Origin of the sequence: Herbihabitans rhizosphaerae (assembly GCF_004216555.1) — a bacterium.
GTDB lineage: Bacteria > Actinomycetota > Actinomycetes > Mycobacteriales > Pseudonocardiaceae > Herbihabitans > Herbihabitans rhizosphaerae.
In genome coordinates, this window is the sequence record NZ_SGWQ01000005.1 from 110488 (window position 1) to 134421 (window position 23934).

At 69.7% G+C, this 23934-nt stretch carries 24 protein-coding genes and 2 tRNA genes; 12 read left to right on the plus strand and 14 right to left on the minus strand.

The window, feature by feature from the left end:
- Positions 1–24: 24 nt before the first annotated feature.
- Positions 25–534: a GyrI-like domain-containing protein gene (locus tag EV193_RS16545; RefSeq protein ID WP_130345045.1), complete on the minus strand. Its 510-nt coding sequence runs from the start codon at positions 532–534 to the stop codon at positions 25–27.
- Positions 535–627: 93 nt separating this feature from the next.
- Between EV193_RS16545 and EV193_RS16550 the strand changes: the two genes are divergently transcribed.
- Together EV193_RS16550 and EV193_RS16555 are read left to right on the plus strand one after the other, a co-directional pair.
- Entirely contained in the window at positions 628–1695 is a 1068-nt protein-coding gene (locus EV193_RS16550; RefSeq protein ID WP_130345046.1) for a hypothetical protein, read from the plus strand.
- Positions 1696–1737: 42 nt separating this feature from the next.
- Positions 1738–2433, plus strand: a complete 696-nt coding sequence (locus EV193_RS16555; protein ID WP_130345047.1) for a class I SAM-dependent DNA methyltransferase — start codon at positions 1738–1740, stop codon at positions 2431–2433.
- On the opposite strand, the gene EV193_RS16560 is transcribed toward EV193_RS16555, so the two are convergent.
- The 4 genes from EV193_RS16560 to EV193_RS16575 form a co-directional block, all read right to left on the minus strand.
- Entirely contained in the window at positions 2430–2642 is a 213-nt protein-coding gene (locus EV193_RS16560) for a hypothetical protein (protein ID WP_130345048.1), read from the minus strand. The genes EV193_RS16555 and EV193_RS16560 overlap by 4 nt on opposite strands.
- Positions 2643–2719: 77 nt before the next feature.
- Positions 2720–5008 carry a helicase-associated domain-containing protein gene (locus EV193_RS16565; protein WP_130345049.1) on the minus strand — a complete coding sequence of 763 codons (2289 nt, stop codon included), beginning with the start codon at positions 5006–5008 and terminating at the stop codon, positions 2720–2722.
- A 26-nt stretch (positions 5009–5034) separates the two neighbouring features.
- Positions 5035–5898, minus strand: coding sequence for an exodeoxyribonuclease III (locus EV193_RS16570; RefSeq protein ID WP_423202172.1), 864 nt, complete (start codon positions 5896–5898; stop codon positions 5035–5037).
- A gap of 10 nt (positions 5899–5908) precedes the next feature.
- Positions 5909–6670 (minus strand): putative protein N(5)-glutamine methyltransferase, encoded by a 762-nt coding sequence (locus EV193_RS16575; protein WP_242613441.1) that lies wholly within the window; start codon positions 6668–6670, stop codon positions 5909–5911.
- Between the two features lie 37 nt (positions 6671–6707).
- Between EV193_RS16575 and EV193_RS16580 the strand changes: the two genes are divergently transcribed.
- The 4 genes from EV193_RS16580 (at position 6708) to EV193_RS16595 (ending at position 9048) form a co-directional block, all read left to right on the plus strand.
- Positions 6708–7085 (plus strand): YdeI/OmpD-associated family protein, encoded by a 378-nt coding sequence (locus tag EV193_RS16580; protein ID WP_130345051.1) that lies wholly within the window; start codon positions 6708–6710, stop codon positions 7083–7085.
- Between the two features lie 65 nt (positions 7086–7150).
- Positions 7151–7609 (plus strand): DUF4262 domain-containing protein, encoded by a 459-nt coding sequence (locus EV193_RS16585; protein WP_130345052.1) that lies wholly within the window; start codon positions 7151–7153, stop codon positions 7607–7609.
- A gap of 59 nt (positions 7610–7668) precedes the next feature.
- Entirely contained in the window at positions 7669–8712 is a 1044-nt protein-coding gene (locus EV193_RS16590) for a sigma-70 family RNA polymerase sigma factor (protein ID WP_130345053.1), read from the plus strand.
- Positions 8713–8724: 12 nt separating this feature from the next.
- Complete coding sequence (locus tag EV193_RS16595) at positions 8725–9048, plus strand: DEAD/DEAH box helicase family protein (protein ID WP_130345054.1); 324 nt, start codon at positions 8725–8727, stop codon at positions 9046–9048.
- Between the two features lie 233 nt (positions 9049–9281).
- Here the strand turns inward: EV193_RS16595 and EV193_RS16605 are convergent.
- Together EV193_RS16605 and EV193_RS33345 are read right to left on the minus strand one after the other, a co-directional pair.
- A tRNA-Ala gene (locus tag EV193_RS16605) sits at positions 9282–9354 on the minus strand.
- Between the two features lie 34 nt (positions 9355–9388).
- Positions 9389–9538: a DLW-39 family protein gene (locus tag EV193_RS33345; RefSeq protein WP_165401376.1), complete on the minus strand. Its 150-nt coding sequence runs from the start codon at positions 9536–9538 to the stop codon at positions 9389–9391.
- A 144-nt stretch (positions 9539–9682) separates the two neighbouring features.
- Here EV193_RS33345 and EV193_RS16610 point away from each other — a divergent pair, with 144 nt between their 5' ends.
- Together EV193_RS16610 and EV193_RS16615 are read left to right on the plus strand one after the other, a co-directional pair.
- Entirely contained in the window at positions 9683–10501 is an 819-nt protein-coding gene (locus tag EV193_RS16610; protein ID WP_130345055.1) for a class I SAM-dependent methyltransferase, read from the plus strand.
- Between the two features lie 389 nt (positions 10502–10890).
- Entirely contained in the window at positions 10891–12156 is a 1266-nt protein-coding gene (locus EV193_RS16615; RefSeq protein WP_130345056.1) for a DNA sulfur modification protein DndB, read from the plus strand.
- Between the two features lie 197 nt (positions 12157–12353).
- Here the strand turns inward: EV193_RS16615 and EV193_RS16620 are convergent.
- From EV193_RS16620 to EV193_RS33350, 5 genes are all read right to left on the minus strand, one after another.
- Positions 12354–12427, minus strand: a tRNA-Ile gene (locus EV193_RS16620).
- A gap of 51 nt (positions 12428–12478) precedes the next feature.
- Entirely contained in the window at positions 12479–13342 is an 864-nt protein-coding gene (locus EV193_RS34120) for a DUF3566 domain-containing protein (RefSeq protein WP_242613442.1), read from the minus strand.
- Between the two features lie 33 nt (positions 13343–13375).
- Complete coding sequence (gyrA, locus tag EV193_RS16630; RefSeq protein WP_130345057.1) at positions 13376–15889, minus strand: DNA gyrase subunit A; 2514 nt, start codon at positions 15887–15889, stop codon at positions 13376–13378.
- 144 nt (positions 15890–16033) lie between these two features.
- Entirely contained in the window at positions 16034–16774 is a 741-nt protein-coding gene (locus EV193_RS16635) for an AfsR/SARP family transcriptional regulator (RefSeq protein WP_242613483.1), read from the minus strand.
- Positions 16775–16779: 5 nt separating this feature from the next.
- The gene (locus EV193_RS33350; protein WP_165401377.1) at positions 16780–17181 is read right to left on the minus strand and encodes a hypothetical protein; all 402 of its coding nucleotides are present in this window, start codon (positions 17179–17181) and stop codon (positions 16780–16782) included.
- A 125-nt stretch (positions 17182–17306) separates the two neighbouring features.
- Here EV193_RS33350 and EV193_RS33355 point away from each other — a divergent pair, with 125 nt between their 5' ends.
- The gene (locus EV193_RS33355; protein ID WP_165401378.1) at positions 17307–17969 is read left to right on the plus strand and encodes a flagellar basal body-associated FliL family protein; all 663 of its coding nucleotides are present in this window, start codon (positions 17307–17309) and stop codon (positions 17967–17969) included.
- Here the strand turns inward: EV193_RS33355 and EV193_RS16645 are convergent, their stop codons facing one another.
- Together EV193_RS16645 and EV193_RS16650 are read right to left on the minus strand one after the other, a co-directional pair.
- Complete coding sequence (locus tag EV193_RS16645) at positions 17970–19865, minus strand: glycoside hydrolase family 15 protein (protein ID WP_207222671.1); 1896 nt, start codon at positions 19863–19865, stop codon at positions 17970–17972. It abuts the gene before it with no gap.
- A gap of 77 nt (positions 19866–19942) precedes the next feature.
- Positions 19943–21850, minus strand: coding sequence for a prolyl oligopeptidase family serine peptidase (locus EV193_RS16650; protein WP_207222672.1), 1908 nt, complete (start codon positions 21848–21850; stop codon positions 19943–19945).
- Positions 21851–21958: 108 nt separating this feature from the next.
- On the opposite strand from EV193_RS16650, the gene EV193_RS16655 reads away from it, so the two are divergent.
- The 3 genes from EV193_RS16655 (at position 21959) to EV193_RS16665 (ending at position 23921) form a co-directional block, all read left to right on the plus strand.
- Positions 21959–22363, plus strand: coding sequence for a hypothetical protein (locus EV193_RS16655; protein WP_130345061.1), 405 nt, complete (start codon positions 21959–21961; stop codon positions 22361–22363).
- Entirely contained in the window at positions 22356–22976 is a 621-nt protein-coding gene (locus EV193_RS16660; RefSeq protein WP_130345062.1) for a DUF6346 domain-containing protein, read from the plus strand. The genes EV193_RS16655 and EV193_RS16660 overlap by 8 nt, the downstream gene beginning before the upstream one ends.
- A 324-nt stretch (positions 22977–23300) precedes the next feature.
- Positions 23301–23921, plus strand: coding sequence for a hypothetical protein (locus EV193_RS16665; RefSeq protein WP_130345063.1), 621 nt, complete (start codon positions 23301–23303; stop codon positions 23919–23921).
- Positions 23922–23934: the final 13 nt, after the last annotated feature.

Sequence of the window (23934 nt, forward strand, 5' to 3'; positions counted from 1 at the left end):
ATACGTATCGCGTCACGCTCTCCTCTAGTCGGCCAGTCGGAAGGCCAGCTCGGTCTCCCACTTCGCGGTGTCCGGCTCGACTAGCGGGTCGGTCCGGTAGAACTCCAGCCGGCACCCCCAGCGCTCACCGTCGGCCGAATCGCTCCGGTCGAACACCAGCCCGCGCTCGTCCGCCCAGGCCAGCAGCGCGGCGTTCGCACCGAACAGCTCGCTCGGCGGCCCGATGTGCGTGGCCGTCAGGAATTGCCCGGCGGGCAACATATCGGCGATCACCGACGAGTCCGGCTCGACCGCGGCCGGCACCGGCACGCCGGCCTCCACGTCCAGTTCCCGCTCCATGTGAATGCGCCGGTACCGGAAGAACGGCGGGCCGGCGGCCTCGATCCCGCGCTCGTGCAGCCAGCCGTACACGGCCTGCAGCCGGTCGCCCAGCGTGTGGATCGTGTGCATGGTGACCGGCCCGCCGATCGCCACATACGGCTGCTCCTCGCGGTGGACCACCTGGGGCCCGACCGGCTTTCGCGTTGACGTCATGCGGGGTAGACACCTCGGCGCGCCGAAAATCATCGCGCGGCTACGCTGCGATCCGGGCGGGCGGGAAAATTCCCCACGATTCGAGGCGAGGACATGTCACGACCGACCATGCGCGCACTCGGTGCCGCACTCGCCACCGGGCTCGTGGTGCTCGCCGGATGCGCGAGCACCGTGTCCGGCCAGGGCAGTCCGGCCGACGGCGGGGCACCGCGGCCGGGCGGTCCTTCCGGCGAGGCGCCGAAGCCTGGCGAGAACAAGCCCGCGTACATGAAGGAGGCCGAGCAGGTGGCGGCCGCGCTGCCGGCCACGCGCGGCTGGGACGTGTGCGCCATGCACGACCTGCCCGCCCTGCAACGCGCCAGCCAGGGCACCGCGGCCTGGATCGCGCCGCTCAGCTCGGTCAGCTCGTGCGACGTCTCCCTCCGCGACGGCGCGGGCAAGGAGACGATCACCGCCAAGCTCGAGGTGAAGGTGGAGCTGACCGGCGACTGGGAGACCGGCAAGATCAACGGCGTTCCGGTGTTCCGCGCGAAGCCGGTGCCGGGCGCGCCGGCGTTCGGCGTCTCCTGCCCGCACGCGTTCCCGGTCAAGGCGCCGCTGGTGGTCAAGCTGGACATCACCTCGGTGAGCAACCCGCCCCGGGACGCGATGTGCACGATGACCGAGAAGTACTTCACCGACCTGCTCCCGACGCTGCAAAACCCGCCGGCCGCCGGGTCGAGCCAGCCGCGAATCTCCTTGTACGGCAAGGATCCCTGTGCCGCGCTGGCCCCGATCGCCGCCGTCGCGCCGGTCAGTCGCAAGGGCGAGCCGAGGTTCCTGGTGCCGACCGCGGCCTACGCGTGCGAGTGGCGCACCAAGAGCGAGCCCGGCTACGTCTCGATCGAGTTCAGCAGCCTCATGGACGAGGGCGGGCAACGGGTGCGGTTCGGCAACCTCACCGGATTCCGCAAGCCGGGCGGCATGGACTGCGAGTACCGCGTCCCGGTGGACCCGCCGATCAACTTCAAGCCGGGCCAGTCGCCCATCGAGCTCGGGATCACGATCAAGATGGAGAAGTGCGACGACGCGGCCGCCGGCCAGGCGGTGGCCTCGGTGGTGTCACAGTCACCGGCACCGTCGACCGGACAGGCCAAGCCGGTGCGGCTCGGCGCCCTGTAAACGGTTCGCGGCGGGCCCGCTCCTCGGGTGATACTCGGCGCCATGCGGTTCACCGACTTCGACACCCGCGGCTACCCGACCGTCGACGTGCGCACCGGGTACGCCGGCTGGGTCGGCACGTACGAGGACACGGTCCAGGACGCGATGGACATCGCGCTGCTCGACCGGCTGAGCGAGCCGTCGTGGTCCACCGTGGACAGAGCGGTCGACCTCGGCTGCGGCACCGGGCGCACCGGGAAGTGGTTGCGGGACAACGGGGTTCGGGCGATCGACGGGGTCGACCTGACGCCGGAGATGCTCGCCGTGGCGGCCGGTCGCGGAGCGCACGACAAGCTCGTCGAGGCGGACGTGACCGACACCGGCCTGCCCGCCGGCGGCTACGACCTGCTGATCGCCTCGCTGGTCGACGAGCACCTCGACGACCTGCGGCCGCTGTACGCCGAGGCGGCCCGGCTGGCCGCGCCCGGCGCGGTGTTCGTGCTCGTGGCGTTCCACCCGCAGTTCATGATGGTGAGCGGCATGCCGACGCACTACACCGACGAGGGCGGCGAGCACGTCGCGATCAGCACGAACGTGCACCTGGTCAGCGACCACGTGACGGCCGGGCTGGCCGCCGGGTGGCGGCTCGCCGAGATGCGCGAGCGGCTGATCGACGAGGAGTGGGTCGCACTCAAGCCGAAGTGGCGCCGCTACGCCGGCCAGCCGGTCTCGGCCGCCTACGTGTGGCGCCGCGTTTAGGCCGATTCCCTGGTGCGCGCGTTGCCGATCGCGACGGCGGCGACGCCGAGCACGATCAACGCGGCGGACGCGGCGACCTCGTAGCCGTCCAGCACGGTCAACAGGCGCACCAGGAACGAGCCGTCCAGCCAGCCGAACCACTCGTGCACCAGGCCGGCGCCGCCCTGGATCACCATGATCGAACCGAGAATCTCCAGCACTACCCACATGTTCGGTGACGCTAGGGCTGGACGGCCTCAGCACTCGTCCGCCTTCGGTTGGCCCGCGCGATCATCCTCAGGTCTGATCAACCAGCAGGAGCGACCGACTCGATGCTGCCGATGGTGAAGTCACGCTGGCCGTTGCGCAGGTGGCACCACGAGTCCAGCCACCGACCGTAGATCGACTGTGGCTGGATCGTCCGAATCGAGCGGCTGCCGTTCTTGTCCCGGTAGCTGATGCGAACGTGCGTCTTGTGGTCCACGGCCTCGGCCAGCATGGTCACCTCCGCCTCGTCGAGGTGGTGATTCAACTGGGTGAGCAGCATGAAGGTCTCGGTCTGCTCAGCGGCCGCCGCACCATCCGGGTCGGCCATCAACATCCGTGCCAGCTCCGGCGCGTCCAACCGCGACGGCGCCGCGAACACCACCTGCTGCGCGTCCGGCGCCTGATGCTCGTCGCTTCCCTCGACGATCTTCTCGCCGGAGTCGTCCTCGGCCACGGGCGACAGGCCGGCGTCACGCAGCCGCGACAGGACGGTGTCCAGATCGAAGGGGCCGCACAGCACGGTCGGCGCGATCGCGCTCAGTCGCAACGACCGCAACGACCGGTCGGCAAGGATCTCCTTGATCAGCGTCGCGTCGGCACGAAGACAACTGCGCGCGCCGCGCACCCGCACCTGCCCGTGCCGCCTCGCCACATCGTTGACCAGGTAATCCAGCGGCTGCGGCACCTGGCTCGCCGAGATCTCGGCCAACTCGGCGAGCAACTGGTCGGCCTCCCATCCGGCATCGAGCGCCGCCCGGACGCTTGCCGGTCCGAATCGCCAGACCTCGGCGCTGCCACGGCCCTCGTTCACGGCCGCCACGGCGAGCAGGCGCGCCACCCGCGCACTCGTGCGGCCGGACACCACCGCGGTGAGATCGGACTGCAAGAGCACCCGGCACGGGGTGTCCGGCAGCAGCGGCGCGCACAGCTCGGTCAGTTCGCCGGCATCGGCGGCCAGCACGTGCTCACCGAGTTCGGTCAGCCGGTCGGCCGTCATGATCCCGAGCAACTCGGCTTCCCGGACACAGGCGGCGACCGTCTTCGCGCGCCCGTCGGCGTCGTAGTCGTGGAACGGGCAGAACCAGTCGATCTCAGCCGCCGCGGCGGACACCGTGGCGCCGGCGCTCGCCGTCAGCAGCGCGCGACGCACGATCCCGGCCGCCGACCCGATCGGCAGGGGCGGCGGAATCTCCTTGCCGTCCTCGATTTCCCGATTCGTCGGCGCGTGCTCCATGGCCAACCACGCGCGGGCGATCGTGGTCCACTGCCGGGCGGGCTCGGCCGCACGCCAGTCGGCGTAGGCCGGCGTCGGCGCGTACCCGGCTTCGGTCTCGCCGAGGAGCTCGGCGGCGGACGCGAGGTCGATCCACAGTGTCACCGCGTCCACGGAAACGGACAGCCTCTTCGCGAGCCGAACTCGTTCACGCTGGCCGACCCCGCCGCGCTTCAACCTGGCGATCGACGCGCGGGCGGCCTCGTCGAGCACCGTGGTCACCATCCGCAACGCCTCCTGAGCCGCCGCCTGAGCCGCGCCACGCACGGCATCGGCGTCCAGCCGTGGGGCCGGCAGCCGAGGTGGCCCGGTCAACGGGCGGTCGAGACCGGCCAGCCACACGGCCATCGCGGTCTCGGCCGGCATCTCGGGCTGGTGGTTCACCTTGATCACCAAGCCGATCGACAGGAGCCGGTCGATCGCCGGATCAGTGCGGTAGCCACCGAACATCCTTCCCGGGATGCCCTGCCCGCGCAGCGTGTCGAGCAGCCGGCGCTCCGGCCCGGCGAGGCCGGTCACGATTCTGGCCAGCGCCTTGGTGTCCGACATCGCCGTCGACAGCGCACTGATCACCTCGGGTTTGCGCAGGCGGGCCGTGTCGACGCCGAGTGCTTCCGCCGTCGCCCGCAGATCGTCCGCGTAGACGGGTCGGGCGAGGACGGCGACCGGGCGCCCGATGCCCAGCTCCGCTCTCCAGTGGTCGTGCAGCCGTTCCGGCAGCCGCACCCGCGCATCGTCGAGCCAGGCCAGGCCGATCGCACGGAGGCGGTCCACGCACTCGCACACGATCTGCTCGTCGGCATCGAGGAGGTCGGCGATCGCGGGCACCGTCGCCGCGTCGCCGAGCACCGCCACCGCCTGACCGGCGATCACCATGTCGCGATTCGCCGTGACCAGCGCGGTACCGAGCGACTCCGGCCCGCTCAGCCGCTGGGCGAGCTGTGGGAACCCGCGAGGAACCGGCTCGGTGCGCGCGTCGGGCCGTGCGTTCAGGACTCCGATCAGCTCCGCCTCGTCGAGACGTGCCAGGTATCCGGCGAACGATGTCGCGCTCATCCGGCCATCATCTCGCGCCGGTCAGCTCACTTCGCTTGGGGCAGCTTCTTCGAGCCGCGCTTGGCCGCCGGCGCGGACGGCGGCGGGACGACCGGTCCGATGTCGCCGTCCGGTGCCTCGTCCAGGTCGACGATCACCGGTGCGTGATCGCTCGGACCGGTGCCCTTGCGCGCGTGCCGGTCCACCCAGGTGGCCGCCACCCGGTCGGCCACCGGCGGGGTGGCGAGCATCAGGTCGATGCGCATGCCGAGATCCTGGTGGAACATGCCGGCGCGGTAGTCCCAGTAGGTGAACACGCGCTGGTCCGGCCAGCGCTCGCGCATCACGTCGCGCAGGCCGAGCGCCCGCAGGTTCGCCAGCGCCTCGCGTTCCGGCGGCGTGACGTGGGTCTGGCCGATGTAGGCCTCCGGGTCGAACACGTCCGCGTCGGTCGGCGCGATGTTCATGTCACCGCACACGATCGCGTCCTTCGGGCCGGCGCCGACCACGTCGCGCAGCGCGGCCAGCCACTCCAGCTTGTAGCGGTAGTGATCGGAGTCCGGCTCGCGGCCGTTGGGCACGTACACCGAGGTCACGCGCACGCCGCCGCAGGTCGCCGCGATGGCGCGGGCCTCCTGGTGCGGGAAACCCGGTCCGTTCGCGACGCCGGCGACCACGTCGTCCAGGCCGACCTTGGACAGGATCGCCACGCCGTTCCACCGGCCCTCGCCGTGCACGGCCAGCTCGTAACCACGACCGGCCAGCTCGTCGCCGAGCAGCTCGGTCAGCGCGTCGTCGGCGAGCTTGGTCTCCTGCAGGCACACCACGTCCGGCTTGCGCTGCTCCAGCCACGGCAACAGCCTCGGCACGCGCTGCTTCACGGAGTTCACGTTCCAGGTCACGATGCGCACGCCGTCCACGTTAGCCGTCCGCACCGACACCGATCACGACTGTCGCCCCCACGTCCTCGTCGGACACCACCCGCGCGCCGAATCCGTGCCGGGCAAGGCTTTCCACGGCGGCCGGCACCTGGTGCACGCTCGTCTCGAACAGCACGTGCCCGCCGTCGGCCAGCCAGTCGGTCGCACCGGCGATCACCCGCCGGGCGACGTCCAGGCCGTCGGTGCCGCCGTCCAGCGCGGCCTTCGGCTCGTGATCGCGCGCCTCCGGCGGCATCATCGCGATCTCCTCGGTCGGCACGTACGGCACGTTCGCCACCACCACGTCCACCCGGCCGCGCAGGTGCTCGGGCAGCGGCTCGAACAGGTCGCCGACGTGCGCGTGGCCCAGTCCGGCGAGGTTGCGCTCAGCGCAGCCGACCGCGACCGGATCGATGTCCGCGGCGTGCAGCTCGACGTCCACGCTCGCCGCCACGGCCGCACCCACCGCGCCGCAGCCGCAGCACATGTCGACCACCACGCCGCCCGGTTCGGCCAGCTCGATCGCCTGTCGCGCAAGGGTTTCCGTGCGCCGGCGGGGCACGAACACACCCGGCGCGACGATCATCCGCCGGCCGAGGAACTCCACCCAGCCGAGCAAGTGCTCCAGCGGCTCGCCGGCGATCCGCCTGGTGATCAGCTCCTCCAGACGCGCCGGCGTCGCGGCGTCGGCGATCAGCAGCCGCGCCTCGTCCTCGGCGAACACACAGCCGGCCGCGCGCAGCCGGGTCACCACATCGTGCACGCCGAACAGTGTCGCCTGTCGGTGGCAGACTCGGCCCATGAGCCAGGACGAGCGCAAGGACGGCTGGGTGATGCGGGCGTTCGGCACGCCCCCGGCGTTCGAGGAGTGGATGGCCGCGAACCACGCCGGCGAGCCGGGGATCTGGGTGAAGCTGGCCAAGAAGAACACCGGAGTCAGCACGATCGACTACGACCAGGCCCTCGAGGTCGCGCTGTGCTTCGGGTGGATCGACTCGAAGGGCCAGCGGATCGACGACACCTACTTCGGCGTGCGCTTCCAGCCGCGCAAGCCGAAGTCGAACTGGTCGGCCCGCAACGTGGGGATCGTCGAGCGGCTGCTCGCCGACGGCCGGATGCGTGAACCGGGGTTGGCCCAGGTCGAGGCGGCGAAAACAGCGGGTCGCTGGCCGTCCTGATTTCTCGGTGGCAATCTTGCCCGCCGTACGGCATACTCGAACACACGTTCGATCAGGGAGGGATCGTGTGTTGGCAGTGTGACCATCCGGACGCCACGAAGGCCGAGTACCTGGAGCACATGCGCGGGCTGATCAGCCGCTACGGCTGGGCCGTGACGGCGATCGAGCCCGACTCGCTGCGCCCGGCGTGGGCCTACACCGTCGGCCTGACCGCGCACGGGCGTGCCGAGCTGGTGATCAGCGGCCTGCCTCAGGATCGCGCCGGCACGCTGTTGAACGATGTCGCCGAACACGTGTTACACGCCGAGGAACCCGTTGCCGGGGAACGGATTTCGCTCCGTGACGGGCCGCTGATCGAGGTCGTCAGGCTGGCGGTGCCGAGCGCGCACCTGCGCGTCGTGGCGGATCTGTACGGGGAGAAGTTCCGCGCGCTGCAGCTCGTGCACGCCGACGCCCAAGGGCAGTGGCCGTGGGAAAGGGGGTTCCTGGGCGATCAACGAGTGCTCGGTCCACGCGCGGCGTGACCGGTGATCATCAGCGACATGTCAGCGCGTTGTCGGTGGTGTGCGGCACAATCGCGCACGTGAGCGAGACGACCGCACCTGACACCGGCACGGCCCTGGACGACGCCGATCTGGCACGGGCACGCGACGGTGACGACGCCGCGTTCACGCGACTGGTGGAGCCGCTGCGCCGAGAGCTGCACGCGCACTGCTACCGCATGCTCGGGTCCACGCACGACGCCGACGACGCGTTGCAGGACGCGCTGTTGCGGGCGTGGCGCGGTCTCGCGCGCTTCGAGGGCCGCAGCTCGTTGCGCTCCTGGCTGTACACCGTCGCCACCCGCACCTGCCTGGACTCGGTCGAGCGCCGGGGGCGGCGGGCGCTGCCGGTCGACCTCAGCCCGGCCAGCGAGCGCACGGTGATGAGCGACGCCCCGCTGACCGAGGTCGCCTGGCTCGGCCCGTACCCGGATGCCGGCCTGGCCGCCGGTCCCGCCGCGCCCGAGGCGCGCTACGAGCAGCGGGAAGCCGTGGAGTTGGCGTTCGTCGCCGCGCTGCAGCACCTGCCCGGCAATCAGCGGGCCGTGCTGTTGTTGTTCGAGGTGCTCGGATTCTCGGCCGCGGAGATCGCCGAGACGATGAAGACGTCCACCACGTCGGTGAACTCGGCGCTGGCGCGCGCCCGCAAGGTGCTGGCCAAGCGAGTGCCGCCGGGTACCCAGCAGCAGTCACTGCGCAAGATCGAGGACGAGCGGCTGAAGGAGATCGTCGGCGAGTTCACCTCGGCGATGGAGCGCGGCGACGCGGACGCGCTGGTCGCGCTGCTCACCGAGGACGTCACCTGGTCGATGCCGCCGCTGCCACACTGGTACACCGGCCTCGACGCGGTGACCGACTTCCTCGTGAAGGTGCCACTGGGCAGTTGCGGAAGCTGGCGGCACATCACGACCAGCGCGAACGGCCAGCCGGCCGTCGCCGGTTACCTGCGCGCCGAGGACGACGGCGAGCACGTCGGCTGGGCCATCGACGTACTGACCCTGCGCGACGGGCGGATCAGCGAGGTCACCTCGTTCATCGGCCGCGAGCACTTCGTCGCGTTCGGCCTGCCCACCTCGCTGCCCTGATCGACGCGCCTCATGCCCTGGTACACCCTCACCGGCACCCCAGGTGCGGGCAAGACAGCGGTACTGCGCCTGCTCGAGGTGCGCGGCCACGCCGATGCCGTCTACGAACCGACCGTCTTCTTCATCCGCAACCAGGGCTTCATCGCGCCGACCGCCGCCCGGCGCATCAGCCTTGAGGAGTCGCTCGCCTTCGAGCAGGTGCACGAGCTGACCTACCGAGAACTCGGATTCACTCTCCTCGACGTCCCCGCCGGCTCACTCGACGAACGCGTGGACCTGATCGAGTCGTTCACAGTCGCCGGACGCGGAGCACGCCGGTCAGCATCGGGAGGGTGAACTCGCCGAGGGCGGTCTCCGGTGTGCTCGCGAGGAAAGCGCGGATCCGGCCGAGCGTGGTCTCGTGCTATCTCGGGCGCCGCGACGTCCATGTCGAACGCAGCCGATCCGCATGTTCACAAACCGTCCGGGCGCCCCAGCGCCCGGACATTCGGGGGTCTGGGGTCGTCCCCCAGAAATAGTGACGAGCGACGCGATCCGCGCTCTCCGCGGACACACGTCCGCCGAGCGAGTGGAGCTAAGGGGACTTGAACCCCTAACCCCTGCCTTGCAAAGGCAGTGCTCTGCCAGTTGAGCTATAGCCCCGTTCGGGTGCGACTGTGCCGCACCCACGAGCGCGTCAGGCCTTCTTGGCCGCGGCGCTCCCGTTGTTACCGGCCGGCGCGGTTGCCTCACGCCACAGCTCGGATTCGGCCTTCGCCGCCTTGCTGCGCTTGAGGAACACGAGAACGCCACCGGCGATCGCCCCGAGCACGAGGAGCTTCTTCACGTTCACCCTCCTAATGAGCCTGTTGCACACCAGTCCGAACCGGCCCGGCGGCAGACCCCAAGTCTGCCACAGCGGCTACCTGCCGGTTCGCCGCCGTCTCGAATTCCGGATGCGGAGCGCCCGAGCGATGTGCTGCAGTGAGCCATGCGGCTGAGCGACGAGATCGCGTCACACTACGCACAGGGCGTCGAGCGGGACCGCCTGACGACGTGGGGCCGGCTCGAGGCACTGCGCACCCGTGAGCTGCTGGCGCGATTCCTGCCGCCCGCCCCGGCCGTCGTGCTGGACGTCGGTGGCGCCGAGGGTGCCTACGCCCTCCCGCTCGCCCAGGCCGGCTACGCGGTTCACCTACTCGATCCCGTGCCCGCCCACGTCGAGGCGGCGCGGGCAGCTTCGGCTCGGCAGGCCACCGCTCCACTGGCCGGCGCCGAGGTCGGCGACGCGCGAGAACTTCCCTTCGGTGACGGCACGGCCGACGCCGTCCTACTGCTCGGCCCGCTGTATCACCTGATCGAGGCCGACGACCGGACACGAGCACTGGCCGAGGCACACCGGGTGCTCCGCCCGGGCGGCCAACTACTCGCCGCCGCGATCTCCCGATTCGCGTCCACCCTCGACGGTCTGCGCTCCGGGATGATCACCGACCCGACATTCGAAGCGATCGTCGAGAACGACCTCCACACCGGGACCCACCACAACCCCGACGTCGAGGGCCGACCCGAGTGGTTCACCCTGGCCTACTTCCACCACCCGGACGAACTCCTCACCGAAGTGCGGCACAGCGGTTTCCCCGACGCCGAGGTCCTCGCCGTCGAGGGCCCGTGCGGCCAGGCAACCATGACCATCGACCTCGACAACCCCACAGCCCGGGACACCGCACTGCGCGCGATCGCCCGCGTCGAACGAGAACCCAGCCTCCTCGGCGCCAGCCCCCACCTCATGGCCGTGGCGACGAAGCTGTGAACCAAGAAGCCCGCTGACCATGCAGGTCAGCGGGTTTGCGGTGTGGGCCTACCAGGACTTGAACCTGGGCCGTTCGTTGTCAGAAAAACGGTACGTGTCCCGCGTGGCTCGCCAGCGATCCGGCAGTTCGACGTGACCTTGGCAAGGACGCCTCCATGCCACGTCTCGTGAATCGCAGTGCTGCACAGGGGCCTGGGTACAACTTGGCTTCTCCGCGCGGGCCCCGCGCGGGCGGTCCTATACAGGATGGCGACTCACATCATCGTGGCCAGTTTTGTTCTTTTTTCTTGATTTAATTTCTTATTTACCGACCTACCAACTTCCGTGTTACGGTTAGCGGTAGATGATCCCCTCCGGTAGAAGGTGGAGGGCCCCTTCTAGGAGGTAACGTGAGCATCAACGTCGATCCGCTACGGCTGTCCAAGCCGCAGGACTCCAGCACCTACCTGGCGATCAAGACCATCCAAGGAGGGCGCGCGGTTTACGCCACGCGTGTGCCACTCCTCGACTTGCCCACGATCCTGCCGGTCCCGGACCCGAACAACGTTGACAAGGACAACCGCAAGGTTGACCGCCTCCACGCCAAGCACTTCGGCGAGTACCTAGACACAAAGCAGGACTGGGTCGCTCCCGCCCTCTTGGCCCGCGACGGCGGGGGTTGCACCTACGAAAAGGTTGACGAACACGGCGCCGTCGGCTACCTCACGGTGCCGTGGGCTATCGGCGGCATCTCCGCCCTACGTACGATCGACGGCCAGCACCGCGTGCTTGGCGTCGCCATCGAAAAGCAGCGCATCACCGACGCAATCTCCGCCATCGACCGGGAGATGGCACGCAAGGTGAGCCCGGAAAAGGCCGCGAAGCTTCAGGCTGAACGTGAGAGGCTCGTCGGTCAGATGAACCGGTTGAAGGCCGAGTACGTCGGCCTGGACATCTACGTGGAGCCGGACCCGATCAAGGCCCAGCAGATGTTCGTCGATGTCGCGGACAATGCCAAGGGCATCAGCAGCGCCGTCCGCGCACGTTTCGACAGCTACAAGGTCGCCAATCGCACCCTGTCCGACGTCATCGATCACCCACTGCTCAAGGGCAAGGTCGACGCCGAACAGGACCGCATGACCATAAAAAACCCCAACCTGATGGGCGCCAAACACGTCGCCGACATCACCCGCTCTGTCATCGCAGGTGCTGGTGGTCGGATCAGCAAGAAGGCCGAGCAGACCCTGACCGATGGCGAGGTCATCGAACAAGTCAAGGATTACCTTGACGTCATCTCCAACGCCTTCACGGATCTCGCCGCTATCACCGAGGATGACCCGGAGGCGGAGCGCAAGCACGATGAGCCGACCCTGGCCCAGAAGTTGCGACGTACCTCTCTGCTCGGCTCGGTCGGCATGCTGCGCGTCCTAGGAGGGGTGTTCCGTGAACTTCGCGCGGGCGACAATCCTGCTGAACTCGACGACATCACCGAGTTCTTCAAGCGCCTCGACCCACACATGGAAGCCCCGGTAACCGAGACCAGTATCTGGCGCACCACCGAGGCCAATGTCGATTTCGAGCTAGACGCCGGTGCACCGATCATGCGGACCCAGAACATCGTCCACCTGGTCGGCGTGATCACCAGTTGGTACAAAAAGGCACCCGCGTCCCTATAGGACGGTTCTCCCGAAGGACGCCGGCCGCATCAGCAACGGCAAGGACGCAGAGCTGGACCGGGCACACCGAAAGTGATGAGAGTGAGTGACCAGAACCGGCTGAGTGGTTCCCGGTTTGGCTACCGGCTCCCTTGCTGACAGTCCACCTGAGACGAAGAAGCCCGCTGACCACACTGGTCAGCGGGCTCTTTACGGGGTGGGCCTACCAGGACTTGAACCTGGGACCCCTTCGTTATCAGCGAAGTGCTCTAACCGCCTGAGCTATAGGCCCCCGTTGGACCCGATGAGATTACCTCACCGGGCCGGGCTCTCGGCAACGGGGTTACTCCCGTTCCGCGAGCGTCACCTCCAGGCCGCCGGCGAGGTCGGCCGAGACGTTGTAGACGAACGCAGCCACCGTCGCCAGCGCGCTGAACAGCACGATGTTGATCGCGCCGATGATCGCCGCGACACCGAACACCCTGCCGGCGCTGATCAGTGGCTCCTTGTTCCCGCTGTCACTCTGCAGGAACTCGCTGGAGATGCCGTTGAGCTGATCCCACACGCCCATGCCGTCGAGCACGGCGTACAGCACGCCGACCGCGACCAGCCACACGAAGAACAACGCGACACCGAGCACCAGCGACAGCTTGAGCACCGACCACGGGTCGAACCGCTTGATCTGCAGGCTGGCCCGGCGCGGACCCCGGCCCGGACGGCGCAGCGCGCTTGGCGGGGCGGTGGTGCCGGCGGTGCGAATGGTCTGCGTGGAGGCGCCGATGTTGACCGACGTGCGCGCGCCACCCGCGGCACCGGCGGCCGCGGCCTGGGCGTCGGCCGCCTGGCCGAACAGCCGAGGCGCCGCCGTCCCGCTCACCACCGGGTGCTCCATGGCCGGCGGCTCCTCGGCCGGCGTGCTGGACGGCGGGGTCTCCGGTTGCGACTCCGTCTCCTCGCTCGGCCAGACCTGGTGCTCCGTTCGCACCGCGGCGTCGTCCTGGGTCACCCGCTGCCATGGCGGCGGCGTCGCGCTGCTCAGCTCGAGCTCCTCCGTGCTCTGTCCCGAGCCGTTGGTGGCCCGGGCGGCGTCCCTGATGTCGTCGTTGTCGTCCGGCTTGCTCGTGCCGGACGTGGCGATCACCGAGGTTCGCTCGGCGTCACGCTCCGCCTCGGCCTTGCCGCGCTCCGGTTTCTCCGGTGGTGTCACGAGCGATTCCCCTACATGTTCGCGTCGTCGTGCTTACCCGTTCTCCTGCTCGGGCTCGGGCTCTGCTTCCTCGCCTTCGCCGTTGGACGGCTCGTCCGCGCTGCGGGCGATCGCCACCAGCGTGGTGCCGTCACCGAGGTTCATCAACCGCACACCCTTGGTCTGCCGGCCCGCCTTGCGGACCTGCTTCGCCGCGGTGCGGATGACTCCGCCGGACGACGTGATCGCGTACACCTCGTCGTCGACGTCCACGATGAGCGCCCCCACCAGCCTGCCACGCCTTCGGTCGTACTGGATGGTCAAAACACCCTTGCCGCCGCGACCCTGGACCGAATAGTCCTCGATCGCGGTGCGCTTGGCGTACCCGCCGTCGGTGGCCACGAGCACGAACGTGCCCTCGCGGACCACGCCGAGGGTGAGCAGCTCGTCGCCCTCGTTGAACCGCATGCCGAGCACGCCGGAGGTGGCCCTGCCCATCGGCCGCAGTGCGTCGTCGGAGGCGTGGAACCGGATGGACTGGCCGCCGGCGGACACCAGCAGCAGGTCGTCCTCCGCCGAGCACAACACGGCGCCGACCAGCTCGTCGTCCTCGCGCAGGTTGATGCCGATCAGGCCACCGCTGCGCGGCGAGTCGAAGTCGTCCAGCTTGGACTTCTTGACCAGCCCCTTCTTGGTGGCCAGCACCAGGTACGGGGCGACCTGGTAGTCCTTGATCTGGATCACCTGGGCGATCTGCTCGTCCGGCTGGAACGCGAGCAGGTTGGCCACGTGCTGGCCGCGCGCGTTGCGGTTGGCCTCCGGTAGCTCGTAGGCCTTGATCCGGTAGACGCGCCCCTTGTTGGTGAAGAACAGCATCCAGTCGTGCGTGGAGCACACGAAGAAGTGCGCCACGATGTCGTCCTGCTTGAGGCCGGCACCCTGCACGCCCTTGCCGCCGCGCTTCTGCGCGCGGTACAGATCGGTTTTCGTCCGTTTGGCGTAACCCGTGCGGGTGATGGTGACCACGACGTCCTCGACCGCGATGAGGTCCTCGATGGACACGTCGCCGTCGAACGGGATGATCGTGGTGCGCCGCTGGTCGCCGTGCTTCTCGACGATCTCCAGCAACTCGTCGCGCACGATGTTCCGCTGGCGCTCCGGCTTGTCCAGGATGTCCTTGAGCTCGGCGATCTCCCGCTCGATCTCGGCCAGCTCGTCGACGATCTTCTGACGCTCCAGCGCGGCCAGCTTGCGCAGCTGCATGTCCAGGATCGCGGTGGCCTGGATCTCGTCCACGTCGAGCAGGCCCATCAGGCCGCTGCGCGCCTCGTCCACCGTCGGCGACCGGCGGATCAGCGCGATCACCTCGTCCAGCATGTCCAGCGCCTTGACCAGACCGCGCAGGATGTGGGCCCGTTCCTCGGCCTTGCGCAGCAGGTACTTGGTGCGCCGGATGATCACGTCGACCTGGTGGCGCACGTAGTGCCGCACGATCTGGTCCAGCCGCAGCGTGCGCGGCACGCCGTCGACCAGGGCCAGCATGTTCACGCCGAAGTTGTGCTGCAGCTGGGTGTGCTTGTACAGGTTGTTCAGCACGACCTTGGCGACCGCGTCACGCTTGAGCGCGATCACGATGCGCATGCCGCTGCGCGAGTTGGACTCGTCGGCGATGTCCGCGATGCCGGTGAGCTTCTGGTCGCGCACCAGGGCGGCGATGTTCTCGACCAGGTTGTCCGGGTTGACCTGGTACGGCAGCTCGGTGACCACGAGGATGGTGCGCCCCTTGGCGTCCTCCTCGACCTCCACGACCGAGCGCATCTTGATCGAACCGCGGCCGGTGCGGTAGGCGTCCTCGATGCCCTGGGTGCCGAGGATCAGGCCCTTGGTCGGGAAGTCCGGGCCCTTGATCCGCTGCATCATCGCGGCGAGCGTCTCGTCCTCGCCGGCTTCCCAGTTCTCCAGCGCCCAGACCACACCGTCGGCCACCTCGCGCAGGTTGTGCGGCGGGATGTTGGTGGCCATGCCGACCGCGATTCCGGAACCGCCGTTGACCAGCAGGTTCGGGATGCGCGCCGGCAGGACGTCGGGCTCGCTGACCTTCCCGTCGTAGTTCGGCGAGAAGTCGACGGTCTCCTTGTCGATGTCGGCCAGCATGTGCATGGCCAACTGGGTCAGCCGCGCCTCGGTGTACCTCATCGCGGCGGCCGGGTCGTTGCCCGACGAGCCGAAGTTGCCCTGGCCGTCGACCAGCGGATACCGCAGCGACCAGCCCTGCGCGAGGCGCACGAGCGCGTCGTAGATGGCCGAGTCGCCGTGCGGGTGATAGTTGCCCATCACGTCGCCGACCACGCGGGAGCACTTCACGTAGCTGCGCTCTGGCCGCAGGCCGGTGTCGTACATCGAGTACAGGATGCGGCGGGCGACCGGCTTGAGGCCGTCCCGCACGTCGGGCAGCGCGCGGCTCACGATCACGCTCATGGCGTAGTCGATGTAGGAGCGCTGCATCTCCTGCTGGATGTCGACCGGCTCGACGCGGTCGCCCTCGGGCGGCACGGTTGTATCCGTCACGTGTTGAGCTTCCTTCCGACCCAGCTCGGGGCTTCGACTTGCCAGCCTCTTGGATGGAGGCGGGCAACCCGGACAGTCTATCTGCCCAGGTCAGCCCAGAAACTTAGGCTCGCGGGAAGCCTCCACGAACGGCCCTGACCAGGGTTACCCGGTGAGCGCGGGCTCGGTGATGAGCAGCCGCTGGTAGACCGTGCGCAGTTCGCGTCCCGGTTCCACGCCCAGCTCGGTGCGCAGGTGGTGGCGGGCCCGGTGGTAGGCGGCGAGCGCGTCGGAGCGCCTGCCGTCCAGGTCGAGCGCCACGAGCAGGCGATACCAGGTCAGCTCGCGCAGGGGGTCCTCGGCGAGCATCGCCTGCAGTTCCCTGATCGCCTCGCCGGCGCGGTCGGTCGCGAGCAGCGAGTCGGTGAGCGCCTCGCGTGAGCGCCAGCGCAGTTCACGCAGCCGCGCCGCCTCGGTCGTGGCGTGGTCCGAGTCGAGCGGGGTGAACGGCTCGCCGCGCCACAGCCGCAGGGCGGCGCGCAGCCGGGTGGTCGCCGCGGCGGGGCTGCCGGAGGCGAGCAGCCGGCGCGCCTCGAGGTAACTATGTTCGAACAGCCGGGTGTCCAGCTCGTGGTCGTCGACGAGGATCCGGTACGCGCCGGGCCGGCCCTCGATCCGGCCGGGGAGCGCGCCGCGCAGCATCCACACGTAGGTCTTGAGGTTGTCCCGCACCGACGGCGGCCGGGCGTGCGGCCAGACCGCGTCGATGATCGCCTCGGTCGGCACCCACGTGTTGGGCGCGGCCAGCAGCGCGGTCAGCACGGTGCGCGGCTTGTCCGCGCCGACGTCGATCTCGGTGCCGCCGTGGCGCACCCGCAGCGGGCCGAGCAGTCCGAACAGCACCATGTCGTTCACCGGGCCCTCCTCAACGCGAACTGGACCGCCGGGTGTCGCATCGAGTCGGCGGTGACCTTCCTGGCGAACGCGGTGGCCGCGTCGATCTGCTTGACGACGGTCCGGGTCACGGCATTGACGGTGCGCGGTTGCGCGACCGCCTTCACGGGCGCCGGCCGCGGCGGCTCGACCACCGGCCGGGCGGGCGCGGCGGCGGGTGGTGCTGGGACGGCTCCTGGGGCGGGCCGAACGACGGGCGCGGGCTTGGGCACCGCCGGGGCGGCGATCGGCACCCGCATGCCGGTGTGCGGGATCGGCTGCGATCCGATTCCGGTGAGCGTGGTGAGCAGCACGGTGGCCACCACGCCTCCGAGCACCCAGCCGGCGGCTCTGACGATGGGCGACGACATCCAATCCATGCCAAGACCGTGCAGCGCGCCGGTCTTCGCCGGGTCTTCCCGTGGTCTTCGAGCCGAAGACCAGCGGTTTTCATCGTGGTCTAAAGACCAGCGGCCTGGCCGTTCGCCCGGATACCGTCGCGCCGATGCGACAGGAATGGCAGAGGCCGAGGTCGAACACCGGGCTGATCATCGCGCTGGTGATCGGTCTGGTCGCGCTGGCCGGCATCGGCGTCGGGCTGTACTTCGCGGTGGCCGACGACGACGAGAAGCCGACCGCCGGTGGATCGACGGTCAGCCAGACCACCGAGGCCACGCCGACCAGTGAGCCGCCCGCCACGACGACGACTCGCCGCACGACGACCACCCCCGCCCTGCCGCCGGACAAGTACACGCGGCTGGCGCCCTGTGCGGAGGCGGCGCCCAAGCTCCCGATGCCGCCGCGCGCGCCCCATCGGGACATCTACCAGGACCGCCATCTGACGTGGTGCACGTGGGTGAACGCGGCGAACAAGGACCACGCCAAGGTGGAATGGGCGCTGGAGCCGTCGAGCCGTTACAGGTCCGGGGCCGCCGAGCAGCGCCGCTTCTTCATCAACATTCGGCAGAACAAGCCCGACGCCCCGCTGCCGTTCGCCGAGTTGGCGTTCTTCGAGGGCAAGACCCCGGTGTGGAACTGCGTCCTCTACGTGCTCGACGGGAACGTGGTCGTGACCGTCTACCTCGGCGACAAGGAGCACCCGTCGGCGACGTGCCAGGCCGAGGCGACGAACATCGCGAAGGCCGCCGTCGAGGCGATCCCGAAGTGACTAGGGCCGCAGCCGCGCGGACTGGTCGGCGCGCTCTGCCCGGATCACCGCCGTCACCGCGTTGATCAGCGCGAGGTGGGTGAACGCCTGCGGGAAGTTGCCGAGGTGCCGGCCGGTGCGCGAGTCGATCTCCTCCGCGTACAGCTGCAGCGAACTGGAGTAGGACAGCAGCTTCTCGCACAGCGCCCTGGCGCGCGGCAGCTCGCCGATCATGGCCAGCGCGGACACCAGCCAGAACGAGCAGATCGTGAACGTGCCCTCCTCGCCGGCGAGCCCGTCCTCGGTGTGGTCCACGCGGTAGCGCAGCACCAGGCCGTCCTCGGTCAGCTCGTTGGCGATCGCCAGCACGGTCGCCTTCACCCGGTCGTCGGACGGCGGCAGGAACCCGAGCAGCGGGATCAGCAGCACCGAGGCGTCCAGCGCCTTGGTGCCGTAGTGCTGGGTGAACACGCCGCGATCGTCGACCGCGTTGGCGATCACGTCCTCGCGGATCTCGTCGGCGGCGGCCCGCCAGCGCACGGCCAGGTCGTGCTCGCCGCGCCCCTCGGCGAGCTTGGAGCCCGAGTCGCAGGCCATCCAGCAGGCGACCTTGGACGAGGTGAAGTGCTGCGCGCCCGAGCGCACCTCCCAGATGCCCTGGTCCGGCTCGCGCCACTGCGCCAGACACTGCTCGACCTGCTCGTTCACGATCTGCCAGAGCCGGTCGTCCAGCCCGTCGCGGGACTTGGTGTACAGGTGGATCGCGCCGACGACCGCGCCCCACAGGTCGTGCTGTTTCTGCGTGTACGCCGCGTTGCCGACCCGGACGGGCTTGGCGCCCTCGTATCCGGAGAGGTGGTCAAGCGTGGACTCGTCCAACTTCTGCTCGGACCCGACGCCGTACATGATCTGCAGCTCGCCGCGCTCGGACTCGGCGAGGTCGGCGATGTAGTAGAAGAAGTCGTTCGCCTCCCAGTCGTACCCGAGCGTGTAGAGCGCCCAGAGCGTGAAGGTGGCGTCGCGGATCCAGGTGTACCGGTAGTCCCAGTTGCGCTCACCGCCCGGCGTCTCGGGCAGCGAGGTGGTGGCGGCGGCGACCATCGCCCCGGTCGGCGCGAACGTCAGGCCCTTGAGGGTGAGCGCGCTGCGCTGCAGGTAGGCCCGCCACGGGTGGTCGGGGAAGCGGCCGCGGTCGAGCCAGTGCTGCCAGTGGTGGCAGGTCCAGCGCAGCCGGTCACGCGCCTCCTCGAACGTGCGCGGCGGCGCGTGCTCGCTCCAGGACAGTGCCACGAACCGGCACTCGCCCTCCTTGAGCAGCGTGCGGGCGGTGGCGCGCGGGCCCTCGACGCCGACGTTGATGTCGGTGGTGATGCGCAACTGGACGTCGGACTCCTCGGTGGTGGCGATCAGCTCGTGGTAGCCGTCGGCCGGGTAGGACCAACGCGCGGCGTGTTGCCCGTAGTCGAACACCGGCTCGCAGTCCATCCGCACCTGGACCTGGCCGTTCACGCAGCGCATCGTGCGCAGCAGGACGTGGTCGGCGTCGTAGTCGGTTGGCGCGCGCTTGTGTGTGCGCGAGCGGTCGTTCTCGTGGTGCCACGGGCCGACCAGCAGCGCGTCGTTCACCACGAGCCAGCCGTCCGGCGTCCACCAGCTGGTCTCGAGCACGTTGGTGCCGGGGATGTATCGCCGCGCGGCCGGCACCTCGACGGTGGCCGGCCCGACCCGGAAGCTGCCGGCGCCGCGGTCCAGGATCGCGCCGAACACGCTCGGCGAGTCCATCCTCGGCAGGCACAGCCACTCGATGTTGCCGCCGGGGGCGACCAGCGCGGTGGTCTCGCAGTCGGACAGGAACCCGTAGTCGCCGATCGGCGGAAAGCCGCCCGACTCGAGTGGTCCGACCGGTCCGAATCCCACGACTTCCTCCACGCACGCCGACTACACCGTGCGACGATTGTGCCCTGGATCACCGCCTGGCCAAACCCCGGGGTTGATCATCTACGCCAGGCCGCCCGCATCGCGTCCCAGCGCGCGTACTGGTCCACAGTGGACGGGTCGTCGGACCGGCGGTCGAGCAGCCAGTAGTCGAACCACTGGAGGTTGCGGTTCATCGCGGCGGCGCGGTTGGCCGGCTGTTGGAGCAGGTGGTTCTCGCCGGGGAAGGTGACCAGTTCGGCGGGGGTCGTGCGCGCCCGCACGTAGCTGTACAACTCGGTGTTCGCCACGCTGTTGCCCTCGGCCATCTGGAACAGCAGCGGGGCCTTCACCTTGTGCGCGTTGAGGTCCGGGGCGAACTCGCGCCACCGCTGCTCGGCCGCCGGGTCGACAGGCGAGCCGCCGAACGCCCCGTCCAGGATCTGCTTCGGCGGACCGACGGCACCGAGAATCCAGTAGCCGGCCGTGCCGCCTCCGCCGTCGCCCATGGTCGCGGCGCTGAACGTGTCGGTGTGCGCCACGGCGAGTTCGGCGATCTCGGCGCCCCGGCTGTAGCCGGTGATGCCGACGCGCGCCGGATCGAGCAGGCCGCTGTCCACTCCTGCCTTGACGGCGGCCCGCATGGTGGCCACCGCGTCCAGCCCGAGGTTGCGCTTGGTCTCCTCCCAGTCCTTGCCCGGCTGTGGGAACACGCCCGTGGAATCGTTCACCAACAGCACCACGTAGCCGCGCTGGGCGAGCACCTGCGAGGCCGCGTCCCATTCGAACCACGGCGACATGAACCGCTCGCCCGCGCCGTGGCCGTGCGTGATCACGACGGCCGGGCAGCGCTTTCCGTCGCCGCACTCCGGTGGAGTGATCACATATCCGGTGGCCTTCTTGCCGTAGGCGTTGGTCCATTCCTGGCGGACGGGCGACAGGAATGTGACACCGCGGAACCATGGGTTCGGGTCGTACCCGTCGCGCACGCTGGCGGTCGGCTTGTCGACCACGGCCAGCCGCGGCGGGACACCGGACTCCTCGCGGACGCACACGCCGCGGTCGCCGTCCGCGCTGACCGATTCGGCCGAGCACACGCCGCGCTGGCCGGGCACCTGCGGCAGTTGTTCGCGCCACCTCGGCGCGGTCAGATCCTTGGGGTCCACAGTGGACAGTTGCCCGGTGGTCACGTCCACGGTCCACGCGCGGCCGTAGTAGTTCAGCTCGATCCGCTTGCCGTCGGCGGACCAGGCCTGCTCTGGCCCCCACCCGTCCACGGCGGTCAGATCGAGGTCGGCGAGGTGTTTCGTCTGCCCGGTCAACGGATCGGCGGCCCAGACCTCGTGCCGGGGCCGCGCGCCGTACTGACCCTCCACATAGGACTGGATGCCCATGGTCGCCGAGTCGTAGACCACGCCGCCGGTGCGCGGTGCGGTGCCGATCAGGCGGGGCGCGGTGAACGCGACGGCCCGCCCGTCCGGCGACCACGAGTGGTGCAGCACCTTGGACAGGTGCGGCGGGATCACCGCGTTGAAGAACGGCAGGCGCTGCCCGCCGACCGGCACGGCGGGCACCGGCGAGGAGAACAGTTTCCTTGGTGTGCCACCGAAAGCGGGCACGGTCCACACCTCGCCGGCACCGTCGACCGGCGCCACGTAGGTAATCGCGTGGCTGTCCGGGGTCCACGAGATCTCGGCGATCCGCTCGAGGCGCCCGCGCACCGTCGCCACGGTTCGGGGCCGGTCCGGCGCGTCGGTGTCCACGACCATGAGCCGGCTCGTCACCGTGTTGTCCACTGTGGACGGTTCGGTGACGGTGAACGCCGCGCGGCGGCCGTCGGCGGTGATCGCCGTGTGCGGGATGCGCCGGATCTCGGCCACGTCCCGCACGGTCATCGGCCGGGTCGTCTCCGGCTGCGCGGCCGAAGCCGGAACCGCCCCGGTCACGGTCACCACTCCCACCGCGATCGCGGTCATCGTGCGCTTCATGATCACCAGAGTCACCGCGTGAGCACGCTCTGACATCGGGGAATGCCCGGAGCCGACCCTGGTCTTGGCGGTTCCACGGGAAACATCGGACCGGTTACGGTTACCGGCATGGCCCGCGTGTTCCACGGCATCACCGACGGTCCGGCACCCGACGCGATCGTGGTGAACCACGGCGAGCTCGATCCGTGGACGTCCTACTTCACCGACTGGTGGATCCTGGCGGCGGTGGGCGCGGCGTGTGGGGCGGCGGACGGCAAGCGCGGCACGGTGTTCCGGGTGCCGTGGGACCAGGTCGACGCGATCTTCGAGCAGCCCGAGCGCGCTCAACTGCGGCTTCGCGGCGCCGGGTCGATCGACCGCTGCCCCGGGCTGGCCTACGCGCGGGACAAGGGCGCGGTGTCGGTGACCGGTTCGGTGGAGGAGCCGGACTTCGAGTCGCCGGTCGGCCCGGCCGAGCTGCGTGACGCAGCGGCCCGCCACGCGTCGGACATCCCATGGAAGACCGGTGACTGACCCGGCAGCACGCAAGCGGGCGGTGCGGTGGCAGTCGCGCCGCCGCCGCTGGGGCGCGCGCTGGCGGCGGTGGTTCCCCGAGCCGAAGACCGACGAGCCGGCGTCGCGCTGGGCGGCCGTCGGTCAGTCGGTCGGAACACTGGCGATCGCCGTGGGGTTGGCCGGCGGCGTGTTCCTCGGCGCGTCCACGGTGCGCACCGCGTCCGGGTACCAGCCGGGCGATCCGGCCGGCACGGTGCCGGCGAAGGTGCTCGGCTGCGCGGAGTCCGACCCGATCAGCTGGTACGGATTCGGTCGGTGGGCCGAGTGCGAGGTCGAGATCATCTGGAAGGACAGGCCCACCACCATCGTGCTGGAGGCGCCCGGTCTCCACGTCGAGGACGAGGGCCGCACGGTGGAGTTGGAGCGGTTCGCCCAGCACGACTCGGAGTCGGGCCGCACGGGCTACGACTACTCACCAGTCGGCACCATGCACAGCGACTGGCTGTACTTCGGCGTCGCCATCCCCTTGACCGTCCTCGCCGCACTGCTCGGCCTGCTCGTGTGCGCGGCCGCCGCGGCCACCGTCGACGCGGTGCGCACGGCACTTCGGCGCGATCGCGAGGACCAGTGATGCCCGACGTATTCGGCGACCTCGATGACCGACCGGCCGAGGATGCCGTGGTCTACGACTACGGCACTCGAGCGAGGATGACCTCAAGTCGATCACCGTCACGCTCCGGGGACCGGAGTCCGTCGCCCACTGTCCCGGCTTGCCGAGGCTCGGGGTGTCGCCACGCCCCAACGCGGCGAGTCACCCTTCTTCCGTCTTTCTCCGCCACACCGTCAAGCCGCGGTCGAGCTACGTCGCCACGTGGATCGCCTGTCACCGCGGGAAGTGTGCAGGCGAGACCTCGGGCCCAAGAAGTGATCTGGCCATCCTGGTTAGGGTGACGCCATGGCGAACGGCAGCGTGTTTCACGACATCGAGGACGGCCCGGACGCGGAGGCGCTGGTCGTGGACCACGGCACCGGCGGCGGGAAGACCATGCTCCTCAACGGAGTTCTGTGGCTGGTGGTCACCTACGGCGGCTCGGTCTTCATCGCGAGCGAGATCTCCGCTGACGACAACGCATGGACGTTCTACTTCCGGTTCTTCTGGTGGCTGCTGCCGATCTTCGGCGGGATGATCGTCTACGGGTTGCTGCGCCAGTTCGGCGTGATCGGCGGACGCGCCGGGATGGCGATCGACCGCCGGGGGATCTGGTGGCGGGAAACCGCCCGCGACACGCTGCTCCGCGTACCCTGGACGGAGATCAAGAACATCGCCGCGCAGACCGCGAGCACCGAGCACACCACGCCGAACGTGCGGCTGTGGCTGACCGGTCCGGGAGCCGTGCGGCGCTGCCCCGGGCTCGCCGAGGCGCGCGGGCGGATGACCGTGCACGACGCGAACGAGCGTCCGTTCGTCGATCTCCCCGGAGGCATCAAACAGGACAAGCTGCGGGCCGAGATCGAGCGGCACGCCCCCGGCATTCCGTGGGACACCCGTTGGGGCGTCTGGAAAGCCGGGGACTGACCGCCTGCTCGAT